The sequence below is a fragment of the Billgrantia sp. C5P2 genome (genome assembly GCF_051062895.2).
This window is the reverse complement of record NZ_CM128542.1, coordinates 4,296,788-4,322,212: the sequence shown is the minus strand read 5'-3', so window position 1 is coordinate 4,322,212 and position 25,425 is coordinate 4,296,788. Positions and strand designations below refer to the sequence as shown.

21 protein-coding genes are annotated in these 25,425 nt (G+C 63.9%); 13 read left to right on the top strand and 8 right to left on the bottom strand.

What is annotated here, in order from left to right:
• Positions 1 to 21 precede the first annotated feature (21 nt).
• From mdlC to ACRWQA_RS20090, 3 genes are all read left to right on the top strand, one after another.
• Positions 22 to 1,602 (top strand): benzoylformate decarboxylase, encoded by a 1,581-nt coding sequence (gene mdlC, locus ACRWQA_RS20100; protein WP_434230575.1) that lies wholly within the window; start codon positions 22 to 24, stop codon positions 1,600 to 1,602.
• Positions 1,603 to 1,644: 42 nt separating this feature from the next.
• Positions 1,645 to 2,664: a TRAP transporter substrate-binding protein gene (locus ACRWQA_RS20095; RefSeq protein ID WP_434230573.1), complete on the top strand. Its 1,020-nt coding sequence runs from the start codon at positions 1,645 to 1,647 to the stop codon at positions 2,662 to 2,664.
• Between the two features lie 80 nt (positions 2,665 to 2,744).
• Positions 2,745 to 4,196 carry an aldehyde dehydrogenase gene (locus ACRWQA_RS20090; protein ID WP_263581484.1) on the top strand — a complete coding sequence of 484 codons (1,452 nt, stop codon included), beginning with the start codon at positions 2,745 to 2,747 and terminating at the stop codon, positions 4,194 to 4,196.
• Between the two features lie 48 nt (positions 4,197 to 4,244).
• On the opposite strand, the gene ACRWQA_RS20085 is transcribed toward ACRWQA_RS20090, so the two are convergent.
• Positions 4,245 to 4,703, bottom strand: a complete 459-nt coding sequence (locus tag ACRWQA_RS20085) for a MarR family winged helix-turn-helix transcriptional regulator (RefSeq protein WP_263581483.1) — start codon at positions 4,701 to 4,703, stop codon at positions 4,245 to 4,247.
• A gap of 336 nt (positions 4,704 to 5,039) precedes the next feature.
• Between ACRWQA_RS20085 and ACRWQA_RS20080 the strand changes: the two genes are divergently transcribed.
• Complete coding sequence (locus ACRWQA_RS20080; protein ID WP_434230571.1) at positions 5,040 to 6,878, top strand: feruloyl-CoA synthase; 1,839 nt, start codon at positions 5,040 to 5,042, stop codon at positions 6,876 to 6,878.
• A gap of 34 nt (positions 6,879 to 6,912) precedes the next feature.
• Here ACRWQA_RS20080 and ACRWQA_RS20075 read toward each other — a convergent pair whose 3' ends face one another.
• Entirely contained in the window at positions 6,913 to 7,863 is a 951-nt protein-coding gene (locus ACRWQA_RS20075; RefSeq protein ID WP_434230568.1) for a LysR family transcriptional regulator, read from the bottom strand.
• Positions 7,864 to 7,927: 64 nt separating this feature from the next.
• On the opposite strand from ACRWQA_RS20075, the gene ACRWQA_RS20070 reads away from it, so the two are divergent.
• The 3 genes from ACRWQA_RS20070 (at position 7,928) to ACRWQA_RS20060 (ending at position 9,982) form a co-directional block, all read left to right on the top strand.
• Positions 7,928 to 8,920, top strand: a complete 993-nt coding sequence (locus ACRWQA_RS20070) for a quinone oxidoreductase family protein (protein WP_434230565.1) — start codon at positions 7,928 to 7,930, stop codon at positions 8,918 to 8,920.
• A 295-nt stretch (positions 8,921 to 9,215) separates the two neighbouring features.
• Complete coding sequence (locus ACRWQA_RS20065; protein ID WP_263581476.1) at positions 9,216 to 9,581, top strand: cupin domain-containing protein; 366 nt, start codon at positions 9,216 to 9,218, stop codon at positions 9,579 to 9,581.
• A gap of 38 nt (positions 9,582 to 9,619) precedes the next feature.
• Entirely contained in the window at positions 9,620 to 9,982 is a 363-nt protein-coding gene (locus ACRWQA_RS20060; protein ID WP_263581475.1) for a hypothetical protein, read from the top strand.
• A 58-nt stretch (positions 9,983 to 10,040) separates the two neighbouring features.
• Here the strand turns inward: ACRWQA_RS20060 and ACRWQA_RS20055 are convergent, their stop codons facing one another.
• The gene (locus tag ACRWQA_RS20055; RefSeq protein WP_434230563.1) at positions 10,041 to 10,859 is read right to left on the bottom strand and encodes a LysR family transcriptional regulator; all 819 of its coding nucleotides are present in this window, start codon (positions 10,857 to 10,859) and stop codon (positions 10,041 to 10,043) included.
• Between the two features lie 751 nt (positions 10,860 to 11,610).
• Here ACRWQA_RS20055 and dctP point away from each other — a divergent pair.
• From dctP to ACRWQA_RS20025, 6 genes are all read left to right on the top strand, one after another.
• Positions 11,611 to 12,744: a TRAP transporter substrate-binding protein DctP gene (dctP, locus tag ACRWQA_RS20050; RefSeq protein ID WP_434230560.1), complete on the top strand. Its 1,134-nt coding sequence runs from the start codon at positions 11,611 to 11,613 to the stop codon at positions 12,742 to 12,744.
• A 55-nt stretch (positions 12,745 to 12,799) separates the two neighbouring features.
• Positions 12,800 to 13,309, top strand: a complete 510-nt coding sequence (locus ACRWQA_RS20045; RefSeq protein WP_263581462.1) for a TRAP transporter small permease — start codon at positions 12,800 to 12,802, stop codon at positions 13,307 to 13,309.
• Between the two features lie 12 nt (positions 13,310 to 13,321).
• Positions 13,322 to 14,620, top strand: a complete 1,299-nt coding sequence (locus ACRWQA_RS20040; RefSeq protein ID WP_263581461.1) for a TRAP transporter large permease — start codon at positions 13,322 to 13,324, stop codon at positions 14,618 to 14,620.
• A gap of 123 nt (positions 14,621 to 14,743) precedes the next feature.
• A complete protein-coding gene (locus tag ACRWQA_RS20035) occupies positions 14,744 to 16,303 on the top strand; it encodes an acyl CoA:acetate/3-ketoacid CoA transferase (RefSeq protein ID WP_434230557.1) in 1,560 nt (519 codons plus the stop codon).
• A gap of 18 nt (positions 16,304 to 16,321) precedes the next feature.
• The gene (locus ACRWQA_RS20030) at positions 16,322 to 17,512 is read left to right on the top strand and encodes a thiolase family protein (RefSeq protein ID WP_434230555.1); all 1,191 of its coding nucleotides are present in this window, start codon (positions 16,322 to 16,324) and stop codon (positions 17,510 to 17,512) included.
• A 121-nt stretch (positions 17,513 to 17,633) separates the two neighbouring features.
• A complete protein-coding gene (locus ACRWQA_RS20025; RefSeq protein WP_434230554.1) occupies positions 17,634 to 18,701 on the top strand; it encodes a DcaP family trimeric outer membrane transporter in 1,068 nt (355 codons plus the stop codon).
• 108 nt (positions 18,702 to 18,809) lie between these two features.
• Here the strand turns inward: ACRWQA_RS20025 and ACRWQA_RS20020 are convergent, their stop codons facing one another.
• The 5 genes from ACRWQA_RS20020 to ACRWQA_RS20000 all read right to left on the bottom strand — a co-directional run bounded on the left by ACRWQA_RS20020 (position 18,810) and on the right by ACRWQA_RS20000 (position 25,424).
• Complete coding sequence (locus ACRWQA_RS20020) at positions 18,810 to 20,249, bottom strand: amidase (RefSeq protein WP_434230553.1); 1,440 nt, start codon at positions 20,247 to 20,249, stop codon at positions 18,810 to 18,812.
• A 38-nt stretch (positions 20,250 to 20,287) separates the two neighbouring features.
• On the bottom strand, positions 20,288 to 21,505 hold the full coding sequence (locus ACRWQA_RS20015; protein WP_446326219.1) for an MFS transporter: 1,218 nt from the start codon (positions 21,503 to 21,505) through the stop codon (positions 20,288 to 20,290).
• 14 nt (positions 21,506 to 21,519) lie between these two features.
• Complete coding sequence (locus ACRWQA_RS20010; protein ID WP_434230091.1) at positions 21,520 to 22,440, bottom strand: SphA family protein; 921 nt, start codon at positions 22,438 to 22,440, stop codon at positions 21,520 to 21,522.
• Positions 22,441 to 22,508: 68 nt separating this feature from the next.
• A complete protein-coding gene (locus ACRWQA_RS20005; RefSeq protein ID WP_434230089.1) occupies positions 22,509 to 23,495 on the bottom strand; it encodes a helix-turn-helix domain-containing protein in 987 nt (328 codons plus the stop codon).
• 144 nt (positions 23,496 to 23,639) lie between these two features.
• The gene (locus ACRWQA_RS20000) at positions 23,640 to 25,424 is read right to left on the bottom strand and encodes an acyl-CoA dehydrogenase (RefSeq protein WP_434230086.1); all 1,785 of its coding nucleotides are present in this window, start codon (positions 25,422 to 25,424) and stop codon (positions 23,640 to 23,642) included.
• Position 25,425: the final 1 nt, after the last annotated feature.

Here is a 25,425-nt window from a genome sequence, read left to right as displayed (position 1 = left end):
CACAAGAACAAGGAATCGAGCATGCCGAGCGTTCACGCCGTCACCTATTCACTCCTGCGCCGCCAGGGCATCACCACCGTTTTCGGCAATCCCGGCTCCAACGAGCTGCCCTTTCTCAAGGGCTTTCCCGAGGACTTCCGCTATGTGCTCGGCCTGCACGAAGGCGTGGTGGCCGGGATGGCCGACGGCTACGCGCTGGCAAGCGGCCGGCCCGCATTCGTCAACCTGCACGCTGCGGCGGGCACCGGCAACGCCATGGGCGCGCTGACCAACGCCTGGTATTCCCACTCGCCGCTGGTGATCACCGCCGGGCAGCAGGCGCGCTCGATGATCGGCGTGGAGTCGATGCTGGCCAACGTGGAGGCGCCGCAGCTGCCCAAGCCGCTGGTCAAGTGGAGCTACGAGCCGGCCTGCCCCGAGGACGTGCCGCGGGCGTTGAGCCAGGCGATCCACAGCGCCTCGCTGCCGCCGCGCGGGCCGGTCTACGTCTCGATTCCCCACGACGACTGGGATCGCGAAGCCGGCGAGGACGCCGCGCTGGTGATCGAGCGCGAGATCGACCACGCTGGTGTGCCGTCGCCCGCGCAGCTCGAGCGGCTGGCTCAGCGGCTCAATGCCGCCGACAACCCGGTGCTGGTGCTGGGGCCCGAGGTCGACGCTCGCCAGGCCAATGGGCTGGCCGTGGAGCTGGCCGAACGCCTGCGCCTGCCGGTGTGGGTGGCGCCTTCCGCCTCGCGCTGCCCGTTCCCCAATCGCCACCCCTGTTTTCGCGGCGTGCTGCCGGCGGCCATTGCCGGCATCGCCGCGGAGCTGGAGGGGCACGACCTGGTCGTGGTCGTCGGCGCCCCGGTGTTTCGCTATCACAAGTACGCGCCGGGGCGTTACCTGCCCGAGGGGGCGAGGCTGGTGCACTTGACCGGGGACGCCAACGAGGCGGCCCGCGCCCCCATGGGCGATGCGTTGGTGGGCGACGTTCACGCCACGCTCGAGGCGTTACTGCCGCACATCGCGCCGAGCGAGCGGGCCATGCCCGAGCCGCTGCCCAAGCCGGCAGCGGCCGAGGATGGCGAGGGGCGCCTGGCCCCGGTCAACGTGTTCGACACCCTCGATGCCCTGGCGCCGGAGGATGCCATCTACGTCAAGGAATCGACCTCGACGGTGGAGATCTTCTGGGAGCGCGTCGCGATGCGCCAGCCCGGCAGCTACTTCTTTCCCGCTGCGGGTGGGCTCGGCTTCGGCCTGCCGGCGGCGCTCGGTGTGCAGCTCGCCCAGCCGCAGCGCCAGGTCATCGGGGTGATCGGCGACGGTTCGGCCAGCTACGCCATCACCGCGCTGTGGAGCGCCGCGCGGTACCGCATTCCGGCGGTGCTGATCATCCTCAGGAACGATACCTACGGCGCCCTGCGCGGCTTCGCCCGTCACATGGCGGTAGACGACGCACCCGGGCTCGACGTGCCGGGCATCGATTTCTGCGCGCTGGCACGCGGCTACGGGGTCGAGGCGCGCCTGGCCGACTCGCGGCAGGCGTTGGAGGCTGCCTTGCAGGAGGGCTTCGCGATGGACCGGCCGCTGCTGATCGAGGTGCCGACCCTGCCTACCTGAGCCCCATCACATAACCAATACAACGACAAAGAGGACACCGTCATGAAACACGCCATCTCACGCCTGCTGCTTGCCACTTCCGTGCTGGGGCTTTGCGCCTCGGCCGGCGCGGAAACCACGCTGCGCATGGCACATCTGTGGCCGGAGGGTTCGGCGGTCAACCAGGAGATCTACCGCGCCTGGGCGGAACAGGTGGAGCAGGATTCCGGCGGCGAACTCAAGGTCGAGATGTACCCCTCGCAGACCTTGAGCAAGGCCGACCAGGCCTATGACGCGACGGTCAACGGCATCGCCGATATCGCCGTCACGCTGCAGGGCTACACCGCCGGGCGGTTCCCGCTCACCGAGATCGTGCAGCTACCTGGGATCGTCAACAGCGCCTCCCAGGGCGCGTGCATCCTGCAGACGCTCTTTGATGAAGGCGATATCGCCGGGGAGTACGACGATACCCGCGTGCTGTTCCTGTTCACCACCGGGCCGGCTTACCTGCATACCCGCGATACCGAGATCCGCACGCCCGCCGACCTAGAGGGGCTGCGCATCCGTCGCCCCAGCGAGGTGGCCGGCGAGATGCTCGCCAGCATGGGCGCCCAGCCCCTGGGCATGCCGGCGCCCGACATCTTCACCTCGCTGCAGCGCGGGGTGATGGATGGCCTGAGCTTCCCGTGGGAGGCGATGAAGGTGTTCCGCATCAACGAGCTGACGAAGTACCACCTCCAGGTGCCGTACTATGCCGGCGCCATCGTGGCGACGATGAGCCAGGCGAGCTTTGAGCGGCTCTCCCCCGAGATGCAGGCGGTGATCGACGAGAACAGTGGCATGGCCTGGGCCCAGCAGGCGGGGCGGGTTTTCGACGAGCTCGACAAGGCCGGGCGCGAGGAGGCCGTGGCCCAGGGCGATACCATCCACGTCGTCGAAGACCCACTCAATGACCCTGAATGGTCAGGTCCGCTTGAGGAGGGCACCGAGAACTACCTCAAGCGGCTCGAGGAGCGTGGCCTGGATGAGGCCCGCGCCATCTACGAGAAAGCCATGGGCCTGCGCGAGCAGTGCGAGGCGTAAGTGCTAGGCTCTGTCCGAAAGGTGCCTGCGCTCGGCCATACGGCGTTAGGAATCGTCACTACAACAATGAGGAGTTCGCCATGAATACCCTGGACCTGCTGATTGGCGGCCAATCCCGGCCCGCCCAGGAATCCGCGACCTTCGAGCGCGCCAGCCCCTTTACTGGCCAGACCACGACCACGGCGGCGGCCGCCTCGGTTGCGGACGCCAAGGCGGCCGCCGATTCTGCAGGAAAGGCGTTTGAAAGCTGGTCGCAGAGCGGCCCCGGCGAGCGGCGCGGCAAGCTGCTCAAGGCCGCCGAGCTGATGGAGGCACGCCAGGCCGAGTTCATCGAACGCATGGTGGACGAGACCGGCGCCACACCGGCCTGGGCCGGCTTCAACGTGATGGTGGCCGCCGGCATGTTGCGCGAGGCGGCCTCGCTGACCACCCAGATCCAGGGCGACGTGATTCCCTCCAACGTGCCTGACAACCTGGCCATGGGCGTGCGGGTGCCCTGCGGCGTGGTGGTCGGCATCGCGCCGTGGAACGCGCCGATCATCCTCGGCACCCGGGCCGTGGCCACGCCGCTGGCCTGCGGCAACACGGTGATCCTCAAGGCTTCGGAGCAGTGCCCGGCGACCCATCACCTGATCGGCGAGGTGCTGGTGGAGGCGGGGCTCGGCGAGGGCGTGGTCAACGTGATCACCAACGCCCCGGCCGACGCGCCCGAGCTGGTCGAGGCGCTGATCGCGCATCCCGCCGTACGACGCATCAACTTCACCGGCTCCACTCCGGTGGGGCGCATCATCGCCGAGAAGGCGGCGCGCCACCTCAAGCCGGTGCTGCTGGAGCTGGGCGGCAAGGCGCCCTTCCTGGTACTAGACGATGCCGACCTGGACGCCGCCGTGGACGCGGCGATCTTCGGCGCCTTCTTCAACCAGGGGCAGATCTGCATGTCCACCGAGCGGCTGATCGTCGATGCCTCGGTGGCCGACGCCTTCGTCGACAAGCTGGCCGTGCGGGCTGCGGCGCTCAAGGCCGGCGATCCGCGCGGGGAGGGCAATGCGCTGGGCACCCTGATCAACGCCGAGTCGGGGCAGAAGCTCAATGGCCTGCTCGACGATGCCGTGAACCACGGGGCGCGGCTCGCCAGTGGCGGCAAGGCAGAAGGGGTGGTCATGCCGGCTACGGTGGTGGATGGCGTGACGCCGCAAATGCGCCTCTACAGCGAGGAGTCCTTCGGGCCGGTGGTGGCGGTGATGCGTGTCGAGGGCGAGGAGGAGGCCGTTCGGGTCGCCAACGACAGCGAGTACGGCCTGTCGGCGGCGGTGTTCAGTCGCGATACGGCACGTGCAATGAAGGTGGCCGGACGGATCCAATCGGGCATCTGCCACATCAATGCCCCCACGGTGCACGACGAACCGCAGATGCCCTTCGGCGGCACCAAGTCGAGCGGCTACGGGCGCTTCGGCGGCAAGGCGGGCATCGAGGCGTTCACCGAGCTGCGCTGGATCACGATCCAGCTCGGGCCCCGGCACTACCCCATCTAGGCCCATTTAGCCGATCTGGCTATATCCGATGATGATGGGAGGCTGGCATCAGCCTCCCTTGCGGGCCGCGATGATGCGGTCGAGAAGATCGAGCAGCCACTCGCGCTCACCTTCCTTCATGAAGCTGTCGAAGTTGTCTTCCCCCGCGGCGACCTTGCGGTTGAGCCGTTCGGTGAAGGTCTTGCCCTTTTCCGTCAGGTAGAGCGCATAGGAGCGACGGTCGTTCTTCGACTTGCGACGCTCCACTACCTCCATGCTCTCCAGCTTGTCGATGGCCGCCACCATGGCCGAACGGTCCACATCCAGGGCCGTGGAAACCGCGGACTGGGTAAGCCCCGGGTTGTGATAGATGATGGCGAGGATGCTGAACAGCCCCGGGGTAATGCCTTCCTGGGCACAGGCTTCGAAGAACACGTCGAAGTAGACGAGCTGCGCTCGGCGTAGCTTGTAGCCGAGACGCGATTGCAGCATGGAGTAGTCGATACCGTTCTGGTCGTCGTTGCTCATAGGTTGGTCGGCCCTGACGTTGGGTGAGCCATGAAGCGGCAAGCAGCGAATAGCCTATCGGATACAGGTCGGCGAGGCCCGCGAGGGCATCAACTTTAGTCGCAGCTCAGCCAGGACAACCGTCTCCCATATACGCCTTTCCGCGCCTATCCCTTTGATTGGAAAGCTTTCGTTATATGCCTTCGGCTCATCGAACTATAATGTTATGCTGGCGAAATGTTTGACACACCAACAATTTAAAAAAATACTGGACTCCATGTTACCAAGGCTCCCATGCCGAGGGTAGCGAGATGCCCCTTTCGATGCTGATAACGATCACAAACAGCCGGAGCGCCCATGTCTCACTCCTTTCGCGATGTCCACCTGGGCACCGCCACTGCCAAGCTGACTCTGCGCGATGACGGAACCCGACTTCTCAGCGTCGAGGAACCCCTCGGCGCCTATCCCGACACCCTGCTCGATTGCCTGGAGCGCTGGGCCCACGAAGCACCGGACCGCACCTTCGTGGCACGACGCGATGCCGGCGGCGAGTGGCAGCGCCTGAGCTATGCCGAGACCCTGACGCGAGTACGTAGCCTGGCGCAAGGGCTGCTGAACCACGGCCTGAGCGCCGAGCGGCCCCTGGCCATCCTCAGCGGCAACTCCATCGAGCACCTGCTGATGGCGCTGGCGGCGATGTACGTTGGTGTTCCTTTTGCCCCCGTATCGCCGGCCTATTCGCTGGTCAGTCGCGACTTCGGCAAGCTGCGCCATGTCGTCGAGCTGCTCACGCCGGGCTTGCTGATGGTCGACAAGGCCGAGGATTTTGCTCCGGCCCTGGCGGCGGTGCAGCCGGCCGACTGCGACTGCGTGGCTGTGGATCCGGCAGGATTTCCAGGTATAAGCGCCTTCGACACGTTACTGGATACGCCCGTGACCGCGGCGGTGGATGAAGCCCGCGGGGCCGTCACCCCCGACACCATCGTCAAGTTCCTGTTCACCTCCGGCTCCACCGGCATGCCCAAGGGGGTCATCAATACCCACCGCATGCTCTGCGCCAATCAGGAGATGTTGGCCTCCCTGATGCCTTTCATGCGCGACGAGCCCCCGGTGCTGGTGGACTGGCTGCCGTGGAATCACACCTTCGGCGGCAACCACAACGTCGGCATCGTGCTCTACAACGGTGGCAGCCTCTATATCGACGACGGCCGCCCGGTGCCGGGCGAGTTCGAGACCACCATCGCCAACCTGCGCGAGATCGCCCCGACGGTCTACTTCAACGTGCCCAAGGGTTTCGAGATCCTGGTGGATTACCTGAAGCGCGAGGACAGCTTGCGCGAGACCTTCTTCTCCCGCCTCAACCTGATGTTCTTCGCCGCGGCGGGGCTCTCCCAGCACATCTGGGACGAACTCGACCGCCTGGCCATCCAGACCCTGGGCTGCAAGGTGGGCATGCTGACCGGCCTGGGGGCCACCGAGACCGCTCCCTCGGCGATGTTCGCCTCGCTGGAGGAGTCCAGGTCCGGCGTGGTGGGCCTGCCCGCCCGCGGGGTGACGATCAAGCTGGTGCCCAACGGCGGCAAGCTGGAGTGCCGGGTGAAGGGCCCCAACGTGATGCCGGGCTACTGGCGCCAGCCCGAGGTCACCGCGAAGAGCTTCGACGAGGAAGACTTCTACTGCCTGGGCGATGCGGTCAAGTTCATCGACCCGGACGACCCCCAACGCGGCATGCGCTTCGACGGACGCATCTCCGAGGACTTCAAGCTGGATACCGGCACCTGGGTCAGTGTCGGGCCGCTGCGGGCGCGTATCATCGAAGCTGGCGCCCCCCATGTGAAGGACGTGGTGATCGCCGGGCTCGACAAGCCCTATGTCTCGGTCATGGTGTTCCCGGACCTTGAGAAGTGTCGCGAACTGTCAGGGCTGGGGAGCGAGACCGATGCCGCCACGGTGCTGGCAAGCGAACCGGTGCGCGAGCGATTCCTGCAGATGCTGCGTGACCTGGACGCCTACAGCACGGGCAGCTCCACCCGGGTGCGTCGGGCGGTGCTGCTCGAGGAACCGCCGCGCCTGGATGCCCACGAGATCACCGACAAGGGCTCGATCAACCAGCGCGCCGTGCTGGAGAACCGGGCCGACATCGTCGACAAGCTTTATCGCGATTCGCCGCCGCCGAGTGTGTTGCGGTTCGATTGAGCGCCCTACGAGCTGAAGGCTGTGCCCCAGCGGGCTAGGGGACATTTACTCCGGGGATACTGCGAATCTGCTCGACAAGGAAATCGATCAGCAGCCGGACCCGGGCGATGTTCGCCCGTTCAGGGACGATCAGCATGCTCAGGGGAACGGGGGGAAGCGAGTATTCCGGCAAGATTGTCTTGAGCTTGCCGGCGGCCAGGAGATCGTCGACTAGCCACTGATGGGCAGGTCCAATGCCACGCCCGGCGACAAAGGCTTCTCGCGCGGCGAGCCCATGATCGACTCGTAGGCGTCCTCCGAACGGTACTCCATGGCGTTCGCCGTCTGGGCCTTGCAGAACCAGCGTGTTGCTACCTGCCACGTTCGACATCCGGACGCCTTCATGCTGAGCCAGATCCTGTGGGACAGTCGGTATCTGCCGCTTTGCCAGGTACGCGGGTGCGGCCACGAGAAGGCGCGTGCATTCACCGATGGCTCTCAGCTTCATGGAACTGTCGGTGAGCGGTCCCAGGCGAAGCGCGATATCCACTCCCTCCCGTACAAGATCGACCCGCTCGTCGGTGAAGCTCAGATCAATCCCGATCTCGGGAAATTGATCCTGGAAGCCGTAGATCAATCGGCTGAGGTGCAGGACGCCGAAGGCGGCCGTGCAGGAGATTCGAATGGTACCGGCCGTCGCGCCGCGTGTGCCGCGCACCTCGTCATTGGCCTGCTCCAGAAGCCGCAGAATCTGAATGCAGCTTGAATAGTAACGGGCTCCTTCCTCCGTAAGCGTGACACGTCGAGTGGTCCGGCTGAGTAGAGGCACGCCGACGGCTTCCTCGAGTTCCCGCAGGTGTCGTGAGATCGTCGATTGCCCGACTTCTATTTCTCGTGCGACCGCCGACAGGCTCCCTCGCTCGGCAACCCGAACGAAGCTGCGCATCCTCTCCAGCGTGATATCTGATTTATCCATTTTTCGGAAATTATCTATCCACTCATTCATGTATCGGAACGATTCTGCGTCGGATACGGTAAGGATTCAATCCCAGCTACCAACGAGGTGTGTCATGTCCCAATCGATTCCGGACACCATGCAAGCCGTCGCTATCGACCGATTCGGTGGGCCTGAAGTACTCACTTGGCAAACTCTGCCCGTTCCCGACATCGGCCCCGATGAGGTACTGATTCGACTCATGGCCATAGGTGTCGGCGTGTGGGACATGTGGGAGCGCGACGGGGCTTTCCGCCAGCTCTTCTGCGAGCGGTATGGCGCCGAACCGACATTCCCCTACGTGATCGGCTTCGAGGGGGCAGGCACTGTGGTAGCGATGGGAAGCAACGTCACTCGCTTCCAGGTGGGCGATCGCGTCTATGCCGACCACCACATCAATCCCAAGGGCGGCTTCTATGCCGAGTATGTCGCTGTCGACGCTGGCCATGTGGTCCCTATTCCTGACGGACTTACTGTCGAGGAAGCAGGCGCCATGCCAGTCGACGCGATTACCGCCCTGTTGGGGCTCGATAATGTTCTCGACCTTTCGCCGGGTGAAACGGTGCTGATCTTCGGAGCTGGTGGTGGTCTTGGCCACTTGGCGGTACAACTGGCCAAGCGCATGGGGGCTCGTGTATTTGCTGTCGCCTCGGGTGAGGATGGGGTAGAACTCGTAAGGCGCCTGGGAGCCGATGCGGCGGTGGATGGACGCAAAGACGATGTGGCATCCGCTTCCCGCGCTTTCGCGCCCCACGGCATCGATGCGGCGCTGCTCACCGCTGGCGGCGAGGTGGCCGAACGCGCCCTTGCGACATTACGCGATGGTGGACGAATCGCCTATCCCAGGGGTGTCCAGCCGCAGCCCAAAGCGCGCCCTGGCATGAATATCAAACAGTATGTCGGTGACGATGCCCGTCTTGAGGATTTCGAGAAGCTCAACCGCTTGATCTCATCAGGTCCCTTTGAGGTTCACATTGCACAAACCTTCCCTTTGGAGCGGGCTGCCGATGCCCACCAAGCCCTGGGCGAGCATTATCTCGGCAAGCTGGTCTTGTTGCCGGGGTGGTGATGGACAAGGTCTCAACTGTCATGCGCGGAATGGTGCATAACTGTCTCTGTTTTGTCTCGCCTCGTTGATGCTAGGCTTTATCTGAAAACTGGCTACGCTTGCCCATACTGCGTTAAAAACCAGCTCAAAGTGCTCATTTTACACCACGTAAACTCCGTCTTTTCGCTGGTTTTTGCCTTGTCTGGCCTTTGCTCGCCGATTTTTCAGACGAAGCCTGACGTTGCTATATCGCGGCTCGACAGCAGCGCCGCGCCAATTCGGTGACTCGGACGGTATCCGACGAGGAGAGGGGAAGATGGACTACAAGGCGATCGATATCCAACAGAAGCTTGGCCTGCTCCACGAGCAGTGGTCACCCAGGGTGATCGCCGAGATGAACGACTACCAGTTCAAGGTGGTCAAGCTCGAGGGAGATTTCGTCTGGCACGATCATCCCGAGACGGATGAGGTGTTCCTGGTGATCAAGGGCAACCTGCGCATCGACTTCCGTGATGGCGCGGTCAATCTGGCTGCCGGTGAGATGTTCGTGGTCCCGAAGGGCGTCGAGCACAAGCCTTTCGCCGAGCAGGAGGCGGAAGTGATGCTGATCGAGCCGCGTGGGGTCCTGAATACGGGTCAGGCCGGGGGCGAGCGGACCGCCGAGAACGACGTCTGGATCTGAGTTGGTCCAATTCTGTCAGTTAGGCTGCAGGGGTGGGTATGGGCGACTATCGTGTGAAATTCGATTTCACCGTTCACTTTACGAATGGCGGGAGTCTTTCTGCAGAGGACTTCCGTCTCGATATTCCTGGCGAAGATATTTCGGACGACCAGCTTGCCGCGTACCTGATTCGGGACATGCGATTGCTTATGGCCGGACGCGTAGAGATCTCAAACAAGCAAATCATATCCGAGCCCCACAAGCGTCAGCCCATCGACACGAGCGATCTTGCGCAGCAGACGATCGATCTTTCTTCCGTCAAGGTTTCGCTGGAAGAGTTGCTTACCTTGGCCGCTTCGTCTTCAGTTCGCGTCATAGCTGAGGACGGCGAAAGCTACATGCTCTCTCGTCTGGTGGTCTAACCAGTCACTTACTCACTCACCCACGGTTCGCTGCATCCACCGCTCTGCAGCGTTACCGTCAATCATCCCGCATGAATGTATAGATCCTATCAATCGTCTTCCGAACCTCCGGCAGGTTGCGGTCGTCCTGATGGGTAACCAGCCATTGCTCATGCCTCAACTCGTCGATCGGAGGCTGAACGCGGCGTAAACGATCCTGCGCATCTCCGATAAAGGTAGGCAAAAGCGCGATACCAATACCCGTGAGTGCAAGGTCAAGAGCGGCGCGAGGCTGGCTGATTTCACAAACGATGTCTTCTTCACTGACTTCCCGGTCCACCCAGCGCGCCGATGGTGTGTCCGCCAGCACCTTGATCCAGCGTTCCGGAGCGTTGGCCGCTATGTAGGGAGCAAACTCGACAGGATTGAGCTTCCGCGCTACCAGCGTCTTCTCCGTGGGTCGCTGGTTCCGAAAACCGATCACCGCCTCCCGGTGCCGTATACTGAGCACCTTCTCGCTGGTTATGAAACAGGGTTTGATGTCAGGCGGCTGGCCCGTAACCAGGTCCAACCGTTCCATCAAGAAAAGAGCCGTCCAGCTACCGGCCGAAATCTTCACGGTGGGCTTGATCTTCTCGCTTGGCTGGGTCAGCCGTTCAATGCGAGTCTCGACCTCCTCGAGCCCTTGCAACAACGCTTGGCCGTCTTCCGTCAGGGAATAACCCAGCCTGCCTCGCACAAACAATTGGCGACCTAGGCTCCGTTCCAAGGACAGCATCCGGCGACTGAGAGTGGGAGCACTCGTGCCGATCCGGCGGGCTGCTGCCGACAAGCCCTGTTCACGAGCGACAGTTATGAAGAGAGCCAGAGCTTCCCAATCAATATGCTTTTTATCCATGAAAAGGCCTTTTCATTCTTAAACTCTAGTCTTGTGAGAGGTGGTTAATATAATTGCCATGAAGTGGATTGCATTGTAAGGCTGGTTCGATAGTTTCTTTCTGAGGTGCCGGCTTTTGAACTCGTAGATTAACCTTCGAAACAAGAGGATGAAAAGTGCATTTTATTTTTCCTCTATACCCAGATGCTAGTGGGCGGACTCTTATGGTTGGCTTCCAGATGGTTGGCAGCACAAAGAACCCGTGGGGTGAAGAAGGGCTACAGGAAGACCAGTTCTATGAGGAACATGGAAACTGGGTGGCCCATCTGATCTATCGCTTTTTCGAGATCTGTACACCCTGATAACTCAAAAAATCCTGTGGGGGACTTTAGTCAGGAAGAACTCCGATTGCCCGGACCTCATGCAAGGTGAGCACCGGAAGCAGGATTTTCTCTCAACCCCGAAAGAGAGGTGATTACCCCAGAAGGTCGAAGGCGGTGTCATCCCAGCCCATGGCCCACACCATCGCCGAGGCGTTCGCAGCGGTGGAAAGCTGAGCCGCGCTACGCCCCATTCCATCATGAAAAGATCTCCTTCTGCCCCCGCGACGGGGGCAGCACCCCTGTGTGCCTAGGGAAGCTCGCAGGCCTGGTTGCCTATACCAAAGTCGGGTATCGGGAGGGGTTGCTGTCTGGACTATAATCGGTTTTCAAATAGATGGTAATGACCATTGTTTTATACACAAACAAATATAAGCCGCCGAGGTAACCCCATGACACGTCGCACGCTGTTCAAGACCCTTGCCGTCGCCGCTACCGTCGGGAGCCTGGCGCTCACCGGCCAAGCCCAGGCCCGCGATCTGCGCATGGCGCCTGGGGTGCCGCCGGCGCATCCCGCCTATGATCCGATGTTCACCGAATTCGCCGAGCGTCTGGCCGTGAAGACCGATGGCGACTTGACGGGCAACCTGCTGGGAACCGAGGTGGCCAACATCGGCAACATGCGCAACGCCATCCGCAGCGGCCTGGTAGAGGTGGGGCTCTTCCTGCCGGCCTACTTCCCGGCCGACCTGCCCGAGATCAACCTGGTCGGGGACCTGGCTTTCCTGGGCACCAACCCCCATGCCATGGGAGCGGCGGCAACCGAGTACATCGTCACTTGTGACGAGTGCCAGCAGGAGCTCAAGCAACTGGGTGTCGTCTATACCAGCTCTCATGCTTCGGATCTCTACCGAATACTGAGTACCGAGCCGGTACGCTCTCTCGACGACCTCCAGGGGCTGCGCATGCGAGTGGGCGGACCCCAGTATTCCCGCTGGGCCGAATCGGTGGGGGTGTCGCCGGCATCCATGCCGGTAGGGGAGACGTACGAATCGCTCTCTCAGGGTGTGATCGAGGGCACCATTGCTTCCATTGCCGACATCATCTCCTTTCGACTGGATGACGTGCTGAATTATGTCACCGATGTCGAGCTGGGCACTTTCCATAGCACCATTTCCCATGCGGTTGGTCAGCAGGCGTGGAGCACGCTCACTCCCGAGCAGCGTGAAGCACTGGTGCATGCCTCGGTCGAGGCCTCCGCCGCCATTACCCAGCGCTGGGGATACGAGATGGCAGCCGAGGCTCGCGAGGTCGCACTCGAAAACGGTATCGAGATTCTGGAACCCGAGCCCGAGCTGTTGGAGGCCATCGAGGCTTTCCTCGAGGAAGATCTGGTCCATGCCGCGGAGCAGGCGGAGAGCCGCCACGGCGTAGAAGAAGCGGCGGCCAAGATCGAGCGCTTCCAGTCACTGGTGGAGAAGTGGACCGCCATCGTCGAGGAGGTCGGCGCGGATCCCGAGGCGGTTGCCGAGGCCATGAATCGCGAGATCTGGGCCGGGGTGGATTTCTCCACCTACGGGACCTGATGTCACGCGGGCCGGCACGCCGGCCTGCGTTATCGCCGCTTCTTGGAGACACGTCATGGACGCTCTCTACCGCCTCACCAATCGGGCCGCCGTCGGGCTGGCCCTGCTGGGGACGCTCGGCATCCTGCTGATGGTGATCCACATCACCCTCGATGTGCTGCTGCGCGCCACGCTGTCCGTGTCGATCCCCGCCACCGTGGAGCTGGTGACCCGCTACTACCTGATCACCCTGGCACTGCTGCCGTTGGGGTGGGTGGAGTGGCGCCGGGAGATGATCGCCGTGGAGGCCCTGGAGGGGCTGATGAAGCCCTGGCTGGTGCGTCTGTCCGATGTGCTGGTGTCGCTGCTTTCGGCTGCGGTCTATGGCGTCCTGGCCGTGACCACCTGGGGCAAGGCCATGGAGCAGTACGACATCGGCTCCTACGTGATGTCGTTGAACTTCCCCATGCCGGTCTGGCCGACCTACTTCGCCTTGCCCGCTGCCTTCGCCCTGGCAGCGATGGTCTGTGTGGTGCGCCTGCCGTTCCTGCTCAGAGACACGACCTCTTCTTCCGGCACATCATGAAAGGTGATCTCCATGTCCGTTGACATTGGCTTCTACGGCCTCGCCATCCTGATGCTGCTGCTGGCGCTGCGGGTGCCGGTGGCGCTCTCGCTGGTCGTGGTTGCGCTGGGCGGCATGACGCTGATGTTCGGCTGGAATACCGCCATCGGCATGCTCTCCTCTACGCCTTATGAATTCATCGCAAAGTGGACGCTCAGCGCGGTGCCGATGTTCCTGCTGATGGGCTTCGTCTGCTATCACACCGGTTTGACCAACGGGCTCTTCAGTGCCGCCAAGGTGGTGTTTCGATGGCTGCCTGGCGGGGTGGCGATCTCCAGCATCGTGGCCAGCTCCGGCTTCGCCGCAGTGAGCGGCTCGAGCGTGGCCTGCTCGGCGGCCATGGGGCGCATCGCCATTCCCGAGATGGTGAACGGTGGCTACAAGCCGAGCTTCGCCTGCGGCACCATCGCTGCCGGTGGCACCATCGGCGCGCTGATTCCGCCCAGCATCCTGATGATCGTGTATGGCGTCTTCGCCCAGGTGTCGATCACCCAGGTATTCCTGGGGGGCATCACCATCGGCCTGTTGACGGCCCTGAGCTATAGCCTGGTGATCCTGATGGTCAGTTGGCTGCGGCCGGACATCGTGCCGCGGGAAGCCGTAGGGGCTCGCGACATTACCGCCCGGCAGGCGCTGCTCGACATCTGGCCGGTGCTGGTGCTGGGGGTGCTGGTGTTCGGCGGCCTGTTTTCGGGGTTCTTTACCGCCACCGAGGCCGGTGCCGTGGGGGCCGCCGGGGCGATTCTCATCGGCCTGCTGCTGGGGCGTCTGAACGGCCAGGCGATGAAGGCCGCGCTGCTCGAGACCCTTTCCACTACCTCGGCGCTGCTGATCATCGGTGTCGGGGCCAGCATGTTCACCCTTTTCCTGAGTCTGAGCGGCCTGGCCGGCTTTATCACCGGCGCGGTGACCGGCTGGGAGCTCTCCTATCTCGAACTGATGCTGGTGGTGGTGCTGATCTACCTCTTCCTGGGGCTGTTCATGGAGCCCTTCGGCGCCATGCTGGTGACCCTGCCGGTGCTGCTGCCGGTATTCGAACTCTACGACGTGAGCCTGATCTGGTTCGGCGTTCTGCTGGTGAAGCTGCTCGAGATCGGCATGATCACCCCGCCAGTGGGCATGAACATCTTCGTGATCAAGGGCGTGGCGGGGCAGTACGCCTCGCTGATGGATATCTTTCGTGGCGTGTCGACCTTTCTGGTGGCCGACATCGTGGTCGTCGCGCTGGTGGTGTTCTATCCCCAGATCGTGCTGGTGTTGACCGGCGGCTGATACGACAGAGGGCGAGCGGCTGACGCTCGCCATTGTCGGCTCAAGTCCGGATCTATTGATTTGTTTATACAACAATATATTTATTCTTCAATATGAAATGCCTCCCCAAGGAGGGCCGAGAGAGTGAACAAGATCATCGACAGCACTACCGCGGCGGGCCTGTTTCGGGATGACGACACCGTCATCTGGACCACTGCCGGCCTGAGCGGCTTCGCCGAAGCCGTGGCCACCGCACTGGAGGCGCGCTTCCTCGAGACCGGCAGCCCCCGCAACCTCACCGTGGCGCACAGCTGTGGCTGCGGCGACGGCAAGACCCGTGGCATGAACCACCTGGGCCATGCCGGCCTGGTCAAGCGACTGATCAGCGGTCACACCGGCCAGGCCCCGCGCATGGGAGAGCTGATTCGCGAGAACCGCGTCGAGGGCTACCTGCTGCCCCAGGGCGTGCTGGCCCATTTATGGCGCCACATTGCCGGCAAGAAGCCCGGCGTGCTCAGCAAGGTGGGGCTGGGCACCTTCGTCGACCCGCGCTTCGAGGGTGGCAAGGCCAACGCCGCCGCCGGGGAGGACCTGGTCAAGCTGGTCGAGCTCGAAGGCGAGGAGTGGCTGCTCTATCGCACCTTCCCGGTCGACGTGGCGGTGATTCGCGCCACCACCGCCGACGAGCGCGGAAACCTGAGCATGGAACGCGAGGCGCTGTTCCTCGAGCAGCTCTCCATGGCCCAGGCGGCGAAGAACAGCGGCGGCATCGTCATCGCCCAGGTGGAGTACCTGGCCACCCAGGGCAGCCTGCACCCCAAGCAGGTCAAGGTGCCGGGCGACCTGGTCGACTACGTGGTGGTGGCCGAGCCCGAACATCACATGCAGACCATTACCACGACCTACAATCCGGCGCTTTCCGGCGATCTCAAGATGCCGCTGGGCGGGATCAAGCCGCTGCTTCTGGATCCACGCAAGGTGATCGCCCGGCGCGCCGCCATGGAGTTGGTGCCGGGGGGCATCGTCAACCTCGGTATCGGCATGCCCGAAGGGGTCTCCAGCGTGGCCGCCGAGGAGGGTGTCAGTGACCTCATGACCCTGACCACCGAGCTCGGCACCTACGGTGGCGTGCCCGCCAGTGGCGGCGACTTCGCCACCTCCTACAACGCCGAGGCGATCATCGACCACGGCTACCAGTTCGACTTCTACGACGGCGGCGGCCTCGACGTCTGCTTCCTCGGCCTGGCCCAGACCGATCACGAAGGCAACCTCAACGTCAGCAAGTTCGGCGACAAGGTGGTGGGGCCGGGCGGCTTCATCAACATCAGCCAGAACGCCCGCAAGGTGGTGTTCTGCGGCACCTTCACCAACGGCGGCGAGCTGGCGATCGAGGACGGCCGCCTCGCTATCCGCCAGGAGGGCCATCGCCGCAAGTTCGTCCAGCGCGTCGACCAGATCACCTTCAGCGGCCGCTACGCCCAGGAGACCGGCAAGCCGGTGCTGTTCGTCACCGAGCGCTGCGTCTTCGAGCTGCTCGACGGCGAGGTCACCCTCACCGAGATCGCCCCGGGCATCGATATCGAGCGCGACATCCTGGCGGCCATGGACTTCGTGCCGTGCATCGCCGCAGAGCTGCGCAAGATGCCGGAGGCGCTCTTCCAGCCCCACTGGGGCGGCCTGCGCGAGCATCTGGCGCGCGACTGAACATCGAGGAGAAATGACATGTTCAAGAACGCCTACATCCCCTACGGCGGCTACTACTCCAGCCCCTTCTGCAAGTGGATGGGAAGCCTGGCCAACGCCAATTCCATCGAGCTGGGCGCGGCCACCAGCAAGCGCTGGTTCGCCAGCCGCGACATCGACCCCACGATCATCGACTACCTCTACCTGGGCGTTTCGGTGGGCCAGAAGTCGATCTTCTACGGGGCGCCCTGGGCCGCGGCCATGATGGGCGCCGGCCAGGCGCCGGGCCAGAACATCACCCAGGCCTGCGCCACCGCCACCACGGCAGTCTTCAATGCCGCCCTGGCGGTGGATGCCGGCAGCTTCGACACGACCTACTGCCTGCTCGCCGATCGCCCCTCCAACGGCCCGCATACCATCTGGCCCAATCCCAACGGGCCGGGCGGCGAGGTGATCGCCGAGAACTGGAACATGGACAACATCGCCGCCGACCCGGCCACCGGCAAGGACATGCTGACCACCGCCGAGAACGTCGCGCGCGAGCATGGCTTCAGCCGTGAGCAGGCCGACGAGCTGACCCTGCGCCGCTATGAGCAGTACGCCGAGGCGCTGGCCGATGACCGTGCCTTCCAGAAGCGCTACATGTTTCCCGTCGAGGTGGCGGTCTCGCGCAAGGAGACCAAGCTCGTCGAGGCCGACGAGGGCGTAACCGCGACCTCCGCCGAAGGCCTGGCCAGGCTACGCACGGTGCAGCCCGACGGCATTCATACCTACGGTGCCCAGACCCATCCGGCCGATGCCAATGCCGGCATCGTCGTCACCACCCGCGAGCGCGCCGTCGAGCTCAGCACGGATCCCCAACTGGCCGTCCAGGTGGTGGCCTACGGCCATGCCCGTACCAAGCCGGCGCATATGCCCATGGCGCCGGCGGAATCGGTCAGGCGTGCACTTGAGCGGGCCGGCCTGACCCTCGACCAGATCAAGACGATCAAGAACCACTCGCCGTTTATTGCCAACGACCTGCACCTGGCCAAGGCGCTGGGGCTCGATGCCAACACCTTCAACAACTACGGCACCTCGCTGGTCTACGGGCACCCCCAGGCGCCGACGCTGGCGCGCCTGCTGATCGAGGCCATCGAGGAGACCGCGCTCAAGGGTGGCGGCTACGCCCTGGTCACCGGCTGTGCGGCCGGCGACTCCGCCGCGGCGCTGATCGTCAAGGTGGGCTGAATTCTCACCGGTTATTCCAACCGGAAGAGCCCGACAAGGGAGTTGGCGGGTGCAAGAAAGAGCGCAAGGGACATGAGTAGCAAGCAGCTGTTATCGAACTAGAACAACACGGAGATGAACAATGAAGTTAAATAAGAAAAGACTGGCCATGGCGGTAGCGCTTTCAGCCGTTACTGCCCAGGCACATGCCCTGGATCTGGGTGAAGTCGGTGGTGCGAATCTCAGCATCGGTGGTTACGTCAAGGCCGAGGGAATCTTTACCGACCCCGATGGGGGGGACAGGAACTTCGATGCGAGCGCTCGCCAGTCACGCATCAACTTCAAGATCGACAAGGAAATACAGGGCCATAACGTGACGGGCTTCATCGAGGGTGACTTCTGGGACAATGCGACGGACGCATCGGATACGAGTTACGCCATGCGATTGCGTCACGCCTACATCCAGGTTGACAACTTTACACTCGGGCAGACCTGGTCCGGCCAGTTCTTTGCCAACGCGCCATTCGATGTCGAGATACTCGATTTCTATGGCACAGGTGTCGGTAGTGTCTCCGGTAGCGGCGCGGTCGTTCGACCCGACGTGGTCCTGCACTATACGCCGGGTGGGTTCCGCTTCAGCCTGCAGGACCCGGTCTACCAGGATGCCGACTTTCCGGACATGGTGGCCTCCTACACGCATCGCACCCCGTCGGGGCACGCCTTCAACGCCGCCGTCACCGGGCGGGAGGTCGAGACCGGCATCGACGATTCAAAATTCGGCGCCGCGTTCTCCCTGGCAGCAAAGCTCAACTTCGGCAATACCTCGCTTGCCCTGAGTGGCTACACGGGCAAGGGCAATAACGTCTACTCCGGCTGGGGATACAACGGTGCAACGAACCCCAGCACCATTGCTGCGCGAGGGGAGGTCGATGCGTCTGGCGATCTGGTGAGTACGACGGGGTTGAGTGCAGGCTTGAGTCATCGGTTCAATGAGCAGTTCCGCGGCAATATCCGCTACGCCCAGGTGGAAGCGGATGAGGTGGCGCCGACCGTTGCCGATGACACGCTCGAGATGATTAACGTCAACCTGATCTATACCTACCTGCCCAACCTGGACTTCGGCATCGAGTGGCGTGACCGCAATGCGTCGACCATGCCGTTGCGTCCGGGCGGGCAGCAGGTGGAGTTGATGGCGATGTACAAGTTCTAGCAGGCGTCTATCGCCTAATCGTACGTTCCTGATTTCGATCGCTTCATTTGGGGCGAATCATCGATTATTCGATGATTCGCCCCTTTTCGTGGGCAAGCGGTACGCACATTACGTCGCGCAGGCATTTACCGGCGGCCGGCGTTGCGCCCAGGGCTGCAACGTTTCCAGTTGATGGGCCAGGGTCAGCAGGGTCGTTTCGTCGCCGAAACGGCCGGCGAAGTGGGCACCTATCGGCAGACCGCCGTTGGTCCAGTACAGCGGCACCGACATGGCGGGCTGGCCGGTGGCGTTGAACAGCGCCGTGAAGGGCGAGTAGCTGTGGAAGCACTCGATCAGTGTTGCCAGGTCGGCCCGGTCGTCGGTGACGTCCAGAGTACCGATGCGCGGTGGCTCGCGTGTCAGTGCGGGGGTCAGGATCAGGTCGTAGTCGCGCATGAAATTGGCGAAGGTACGGCCGAGGGCATGGATCCCTTCGATGGCTTGTACATACTGGACCGCGCCGATATCCCCTTTTTCCCTGAGGTAGATGCGGGTGCGTGGCTCCAGCTCGGTTTCGCTCACCGGTGCACCGCGCATCTGGCCGAGCAGGTCGAGGTAATTACGGGTATTGGGCCCGATGATGTCGAAAGCCTGGTCCAGGAAGCGGGGAAGATCGACCGGCAGGGTGGCCGGAGTCACCTGATGCCCGAGTTGCTCACACAGGGTGGCGGAATGACGTATGGCGGCCAGGGCTTCCGCCGACGACGGCCAGGGTTCGAGGTGTTCCACCAGGGCGATCTTGAGCGGCCGCAGCGAGCGCTGCATCGCCTCGACATAGCTGGAAGGTCGGGCAGGGGCAGCGTAGGGGGCTCCCAGGTCGGCGCCGGCGGTCGCATCCAGCAGTGCCGCGCTGTCGCGCACCGAGAGCGTGATGGCATGGGCCACGCCCATGCCGCCCCAGCCTTCGCCGGCCAATGGCCCGTTGGGCATCAGGCCGCGACTGGGCTTGAGGCCGAACACGCCGCAGCAGGAGGCGGGCACGCGCAGGGAACCGCCGCCGTCGTTGCCGTGGGCGAAGGGGACCGCCCGGGCGGCCACCAGTGCCGCCGCGCCGCCGCTGGAGCCGCCGGCGCTATGCACGAGGTTCCAGGGGTTGCGGGTGGCGCCGAAGCGGGTCGATTCGGTGCTGTAGGAAGTCCCGAACTCGGGAGAGGTGCTGGTGCCGACGAAGACACAGCCGGCCCGGCGCAGGCGGCTGACCATCTCGTCGTCCATGCCCGGGCGCGCTTCACCAAGGGCCAGGGAGCCGTTGGTCATGCGCGCCTCGGCCAGTGGCGCGAACAGGTCCTTCACCAGCGTGGGAACGCCGCTGAAGGGCCCCACGGCCGGCTGCTGCTGCCGGGCCTGGTCGTAGAGCTTTTCCGCCACCGCGTTGAGCTGTGGCTCGACCCTCTCCAGGCGCTGGATCGTTGCCTCCAGCAGTTCGCTCGCCTGGAGATCGCCGCCTTTGACGAGCTCCGCCAAGGTGGTGGCATCCGACTGGTCGATCAAGGTGTGGATATCGTGCATGGCATGACTCTTTCAATGGGAAAACGGATGCGGGGGACTCAGGAGGCCGAGGTCGGCGTCGATTGGGTCGAGCGCGTGCGCAGCTGAGCCAATAGCCAGAGGCAGGCGCCGCCCAGGCTGGCCAGGGCGAGTGCCGAGATCGCGCCGCGCAGGTCGATACCCAGGGCGGTCACGGCGGCGACCACCAGTGGGCTGGCGAACTGGCCGATGTAGAGGCTGGCGGTGAAGCCGCCCATGCCGCGGCCCAGGGTTCGGGGAGTAAGGGCGTTCATGACGGGCGCCATGGCGTTGGGAACGAGCAGGCCGGCGCCGATGCCGTGAAAGAAGACCGCCAGCAGGACCGCGTTGTAACTCTGGGCGTTGGCCAGCTGCCACAGCCCCAGGGCAAGCAGCGTCAGCAGCAGGGCATTGCAGCCGCGAATCCCGAGCATTCGGCGCATGAGTGGCCACAGCAGCGAGCCGAGCAGTGTGGAGAGCAGGCCAAACCCGGCGGCCATGCCGATCATGGTACTGGAGGTGATGCCCAGGCCGACCAGCAGGATCGGTGTCTGCACCGTGACGATGAAGCCCAGCACCATGCCGGAGAATATCAGCAGGTAACCGATCAGCAGGGCGCCGACGTTGACCCTCCCTTCGGGAAGTTCGGCCGTCAGTGCGGTGGCTTGGCGCGGCGGTTCCCATAGTATCTTCAGCATCGCCGGTACCAGCAGGATCGGCAGCAGGTAGAGATAGAAGGGGGTACGCCAGGAGTGTTCGCCCAGGACGCCGCCGATGACGAAGAAGAGGGCACCCATCACGCCGATGGTGACCACCTGATAGTTGACGTATTTGAACCGCTCCTCGCCCCTCCAGTAGTCGGCGATCAGCGTGGCGCAACAGGTCATGATCGCCGCCTCGGCGCAGCCGAACAGCAGGCGGACGCCGACGATGGCGGTGAGGTCGTTCAGCAGCGCCGGGGTGGCGCCCAGCAGGGCATAGAGCAGGGTCGCCAGTATCAGCAGATTCTTGCGGCCGAAGCGGTCCGCCAGCCAGCCGGCGAGAGGAGCGCAGAGCGCAATCGCCAGGGCCGGGCCGGTGATCGCCAGCGGCACCAGGAGCTCTGCGTTCGGTTCCACCGGGCCGAATTCCGCGAAGAGCTTGGGCAGGATCGGTGCGACCATGACCGAGCCGACGATGGTCAGGCTGCTACCCAGCAGGATCACCGTACCTTCCCGCCGCCCCGTCGCCTGACGGGGGCTCACATTATGTTCTGTCATGATGAGGCTCCCCGTCAGAAGGTCTTGCCGATGCGCAGCGCCACGGTGTAGCCCTCGGCGCGGTTGCGCGCCTCGAACTCCTTGTAGGCGTGAAGCCACACCGCCGGCAGGCCTGGCTTGAAGAAGCTGACCGCCGGTCCCAGCGCCAGTGCCTGGGCACGATTGCCGTCGGTCAGGCCCGGGCCGTCGTCATCGGTTAGCTGGCGGTAGTAGTAGCCGCCGAGGCCCGCCGTCCAGCTACCGATGTGCTGGCCCAGGGCGAACTCGTGGCGATACTCCACGCCGCTGCGATAGTCGGTGTCGGGATTGCGGGTATTGAAATCTAGCTGAAAGCTGGAGGAGACCTCGAAGCCGCCATCGGTGATGTAGGTGGCATTGAGAATGGGTGAGAAGGCCCAGCGGTTCAGGCCGGGTGAGACCAGGCGGTCCTCGTCGTAATCGCCGGTGGGGGCCTGGATCTGGAACTGCGTGTTGATGCCCAGGTTGGGCGAGGGGTTCCACTGCAGGATCAAGGGAAGCACCTGGAGATCGGCCTGCCGTAAGACATTGGCGCTGTCGGAGAAGGTGCCGAAGGGGGTGGGTACCTCGAGCGAGGCATTCATCGCGAAGAACGGCAGCACCGCTCCCCAGCCGTATCGGGCACCCAAGATTTGCTGGTCGGTCATGCGCAGGTAGGCCAGCCCGACGGATAGCACATCGAGGGAGAAGGCCACCGGCTGGTCGTTGCCGTTGCCATCCTTGAGCGTACTGGCCGAATAAAGGGCGGTGCGAATGCCGAAGGTGCCTGTGGGGGTAGCGGGTGGCGTGAAACCGGCGCCGAAGTCATAGAGCCCTGCGGGTGTCGTGGGGGCACCATTCTCCGTGGCATGGCCGCTTGTGGAGAAGAAGACCAAGGCCGCGCCGAGAAAGGCGGACGTCAGGTTGGGATAACGCATGGGGCAACTCTCTTGGTGTGTTTGTTGTGGTTGTCAACAAACACACTACAGAGAGCCTCAGAGGGGGGTTATCCGTATTCGGCAAAATCGCGCTTGGCGCGTTGGAGGGTCTCCGAAGGATGCTCTCCAAAAAGCTGTCGATAGTCGGCGGCGAAGCGGCTCAGGTGCCAGAAGCCCCAGTGCGAGGCCGTGTCCTGGACGTTCTTGTCCGCCTGCAACAGGTCGCGGTGCACCCCGTTCAGACGCAGAGTGCGCAAGTAGGCAACCGGGTTGATGCCCAGCGTTTCCTGAAAGCAATACTGCAGTTTGCGTCGACTGGCACCGACCCGGTTGCACAGATCGACGATGGAGGGAGGCGCATCGCAATGTGCCAGCGCATAGTCGCAGGCGCGGTCGACGATACGCTTGCGCGCATGGGGCGCCAGCAGCGTGATGCGTTCGTTGTCGATCAGATCGAGCAGATGCATAAGTACCATATCCCGGAAACCGCTGCGGATGGCGGCGTGGGTCAACAGTGCCTGGCTGCGGGGGCTGTCCCCTTGCATGAGACTACGTGCCAGCGGAATCAGCTCGTCCCGCTCGGCGTGGCTGCCCAGCCGGTAGCAATGGGCCACCGCGGGCAGGTTCAGGCTGCGCTGCTGGTGCCCCTGCACCTCCTCGAGCAGCGATTCGTCGATGGTGACGCGTAGCAGGTCAAGATAGGCGGGCGCGCGCACCTCGGGGAGTCGGTCGCTATGGGCCGTCAGCAGACACGGGCCACTGACGGCGTGGCCATCGCAATGAAAGCCGGGATCTCTGGTCTCGAGTGGCAGGCTGAAGGTAATCGCATTGGGCCAGGCGTTGCCATTCTTGACGATGGCCTGATTGGCCCGGTCGCGCGCCATCTGCATGCCTTCCAGGTGAAGCTCGGTCACGCTGCCGGCGAAACGGCCGGGGGTGACCTGGTCGTAGCGGCACTGCCAGCCGCTGAGCTGTCGTGCATGCTCCTCGACATCGCTGCTCTGCCGATGGCGGAAGCCTGGAAACTGTGTCATGGGGGTGACGGTCGTGTGCATCAGGGAACGTCTCCGTCATTTGTTGTTATTGGTGCTTATGCTATGCGGCTGCGAGTTGATTGCCTAGCGGCGCCGGCTCAAAGCCCACTCTCTCCTAGCCCTCTCTCCTAGCCCTCTCTCCTAGCCCTCTCTCCTAGCCCTCTCTTAAAGCCCTCTCGCGGAAAAGCGGCTCAGCACCGCCCCGGCATGGCGCAGGGTATGGCCGTGGGCGTAAGCCTGGGGTGCCTGGGTGGCCATATAGAAGTGCGCCAGTTCGATGAGCCCCTGCAGGTACTCGGCGTCACTCTCTCCTTGCTCGTGCCGGGCCTGGGCGGCCAGTGCCAGGCGGACCATCTGCCAGGCGCCGCAGGCGATGCCGAGCAGGTGCAGCAGGGGTACGGCGCCGGCGTAGAGATCGGCGGTATCGGCGCGGCGTTCTAGCAGCCAGTCGGTGGTCTCCTCGAGCAGATTGGCCTGGTCGTGCAGCGACTGCGCCAGGCCACCGAGATTTGCATGAGATTCGAGCTGTCCGGCCGTTTCGCGAATATCGGCAATCAGCTCGCGCAGGGTGGCGCCGTTCTCACGCAGGATCTTGCGGCCCAGCAGGTCGTTGGCCTGGATGCCGGTGGTGCCTTCGTAAATGGTGATGACGCGGGCGTCGCGGAACAGCTGGGCGACCCCGGTTTCCTCGACGAAGCCCATGCCGCCGAACACCTGGATCGCCTCGTCGCAGAGGTCGTTGCCCACCTCGGTGCACCAGCCCTTGGCCACCGGCATCAGCAGGTCGACGTAGCGGCGGTACTTGTCGGCGATCTCGGCGTCGGGGTGATGACGGGCGAGATCGAACCAGCCGGCGGCGCTGTAGAGCAGGCCACGCATGGCCATCAGTCGGGCGCGCATCGACACCAGCATGCGCTTGACGTCGGGGTGGGCGAGGATCGGTAGGCCGACTTCGCCGGTGACGACATCGCGCCCCTGAACCCGCTCCCGGGCATAGGCGAGGGCCGCCTGGTAGGCGCGCTCGCCCAGCGCCACGCCCTGCACGCCCACGTTGAAGCGGGCCTCGTTCATCATCACGAACATGGTGGCCAGGCCGGTATGCGGCTCGCCGACCAGGTAACCGAGGGCGCCGCCATCATCGCCGTAGCTCAGGGTGCAGGTGGGGCTGCCGTGGATGCCCATCTTGTGCTCGATGGCGATGCAGTGGATGTCGTTGTGCGGGCCCGGCTCGCCCCGTTCGTCGAGCAGGTACTTGGGCACCAGGAACAGCGATAGCCCCTTGACCCCGGGCGGGGCGTCGGGCAGCCGGGCCAGCACCAGGTGCACGATATTGGGGGTCAGCTCGTGCTCGCCGTAGGAGATGAAGATCTTCTGGCCGAACAGGCGGTAGGCGCCGCCGTCAGTGGGCTCGGCGCGCATGCGCGTGGCGGCCAGGTCGGAGCCGGCCTGGGGCTCGGTGAGGTTCATGGTGGCGGCCCACTCGCCGCTCACTACCTTCTCCAGCCAGATGGCCTTCTGTTCCTCGCTGGCGGCGATCATCAGCGCTTCGGTCTGGCCCACGTTGAGCTGGGGCAGCATGGCGAAGGCCATGTTGGCAGAGAACCACATCTCCCACACGGGGGTGGAAACCAGCTTGGGCAGCCCCTGGCCGCCATGTTCCGGCGGCAGGGAGAGGCTGATCCAGCCGGCATCGCGGAACTGGTCATAGGCCGCCTGCCAGCCGTCGGGCACGCTTACCCGCTCGCCCTCCAGGCGGCAGCCCTGCCGATCGCCGACCGGGTTGAGGGGGACGAGCACGCCGGCGGCGAACTTGCCGGCCTCCTCGAGCACGGCGCTCACCAGGTCGGACGAGGCGTCCTCGCAGCCGGGCAGTTCGCCGATCCGCTCGAGACCGGCCAGCGCCTCGAGGATGAACTGCATGTCGCGCAGCGGCGCTTGGTAGTCGAGCATG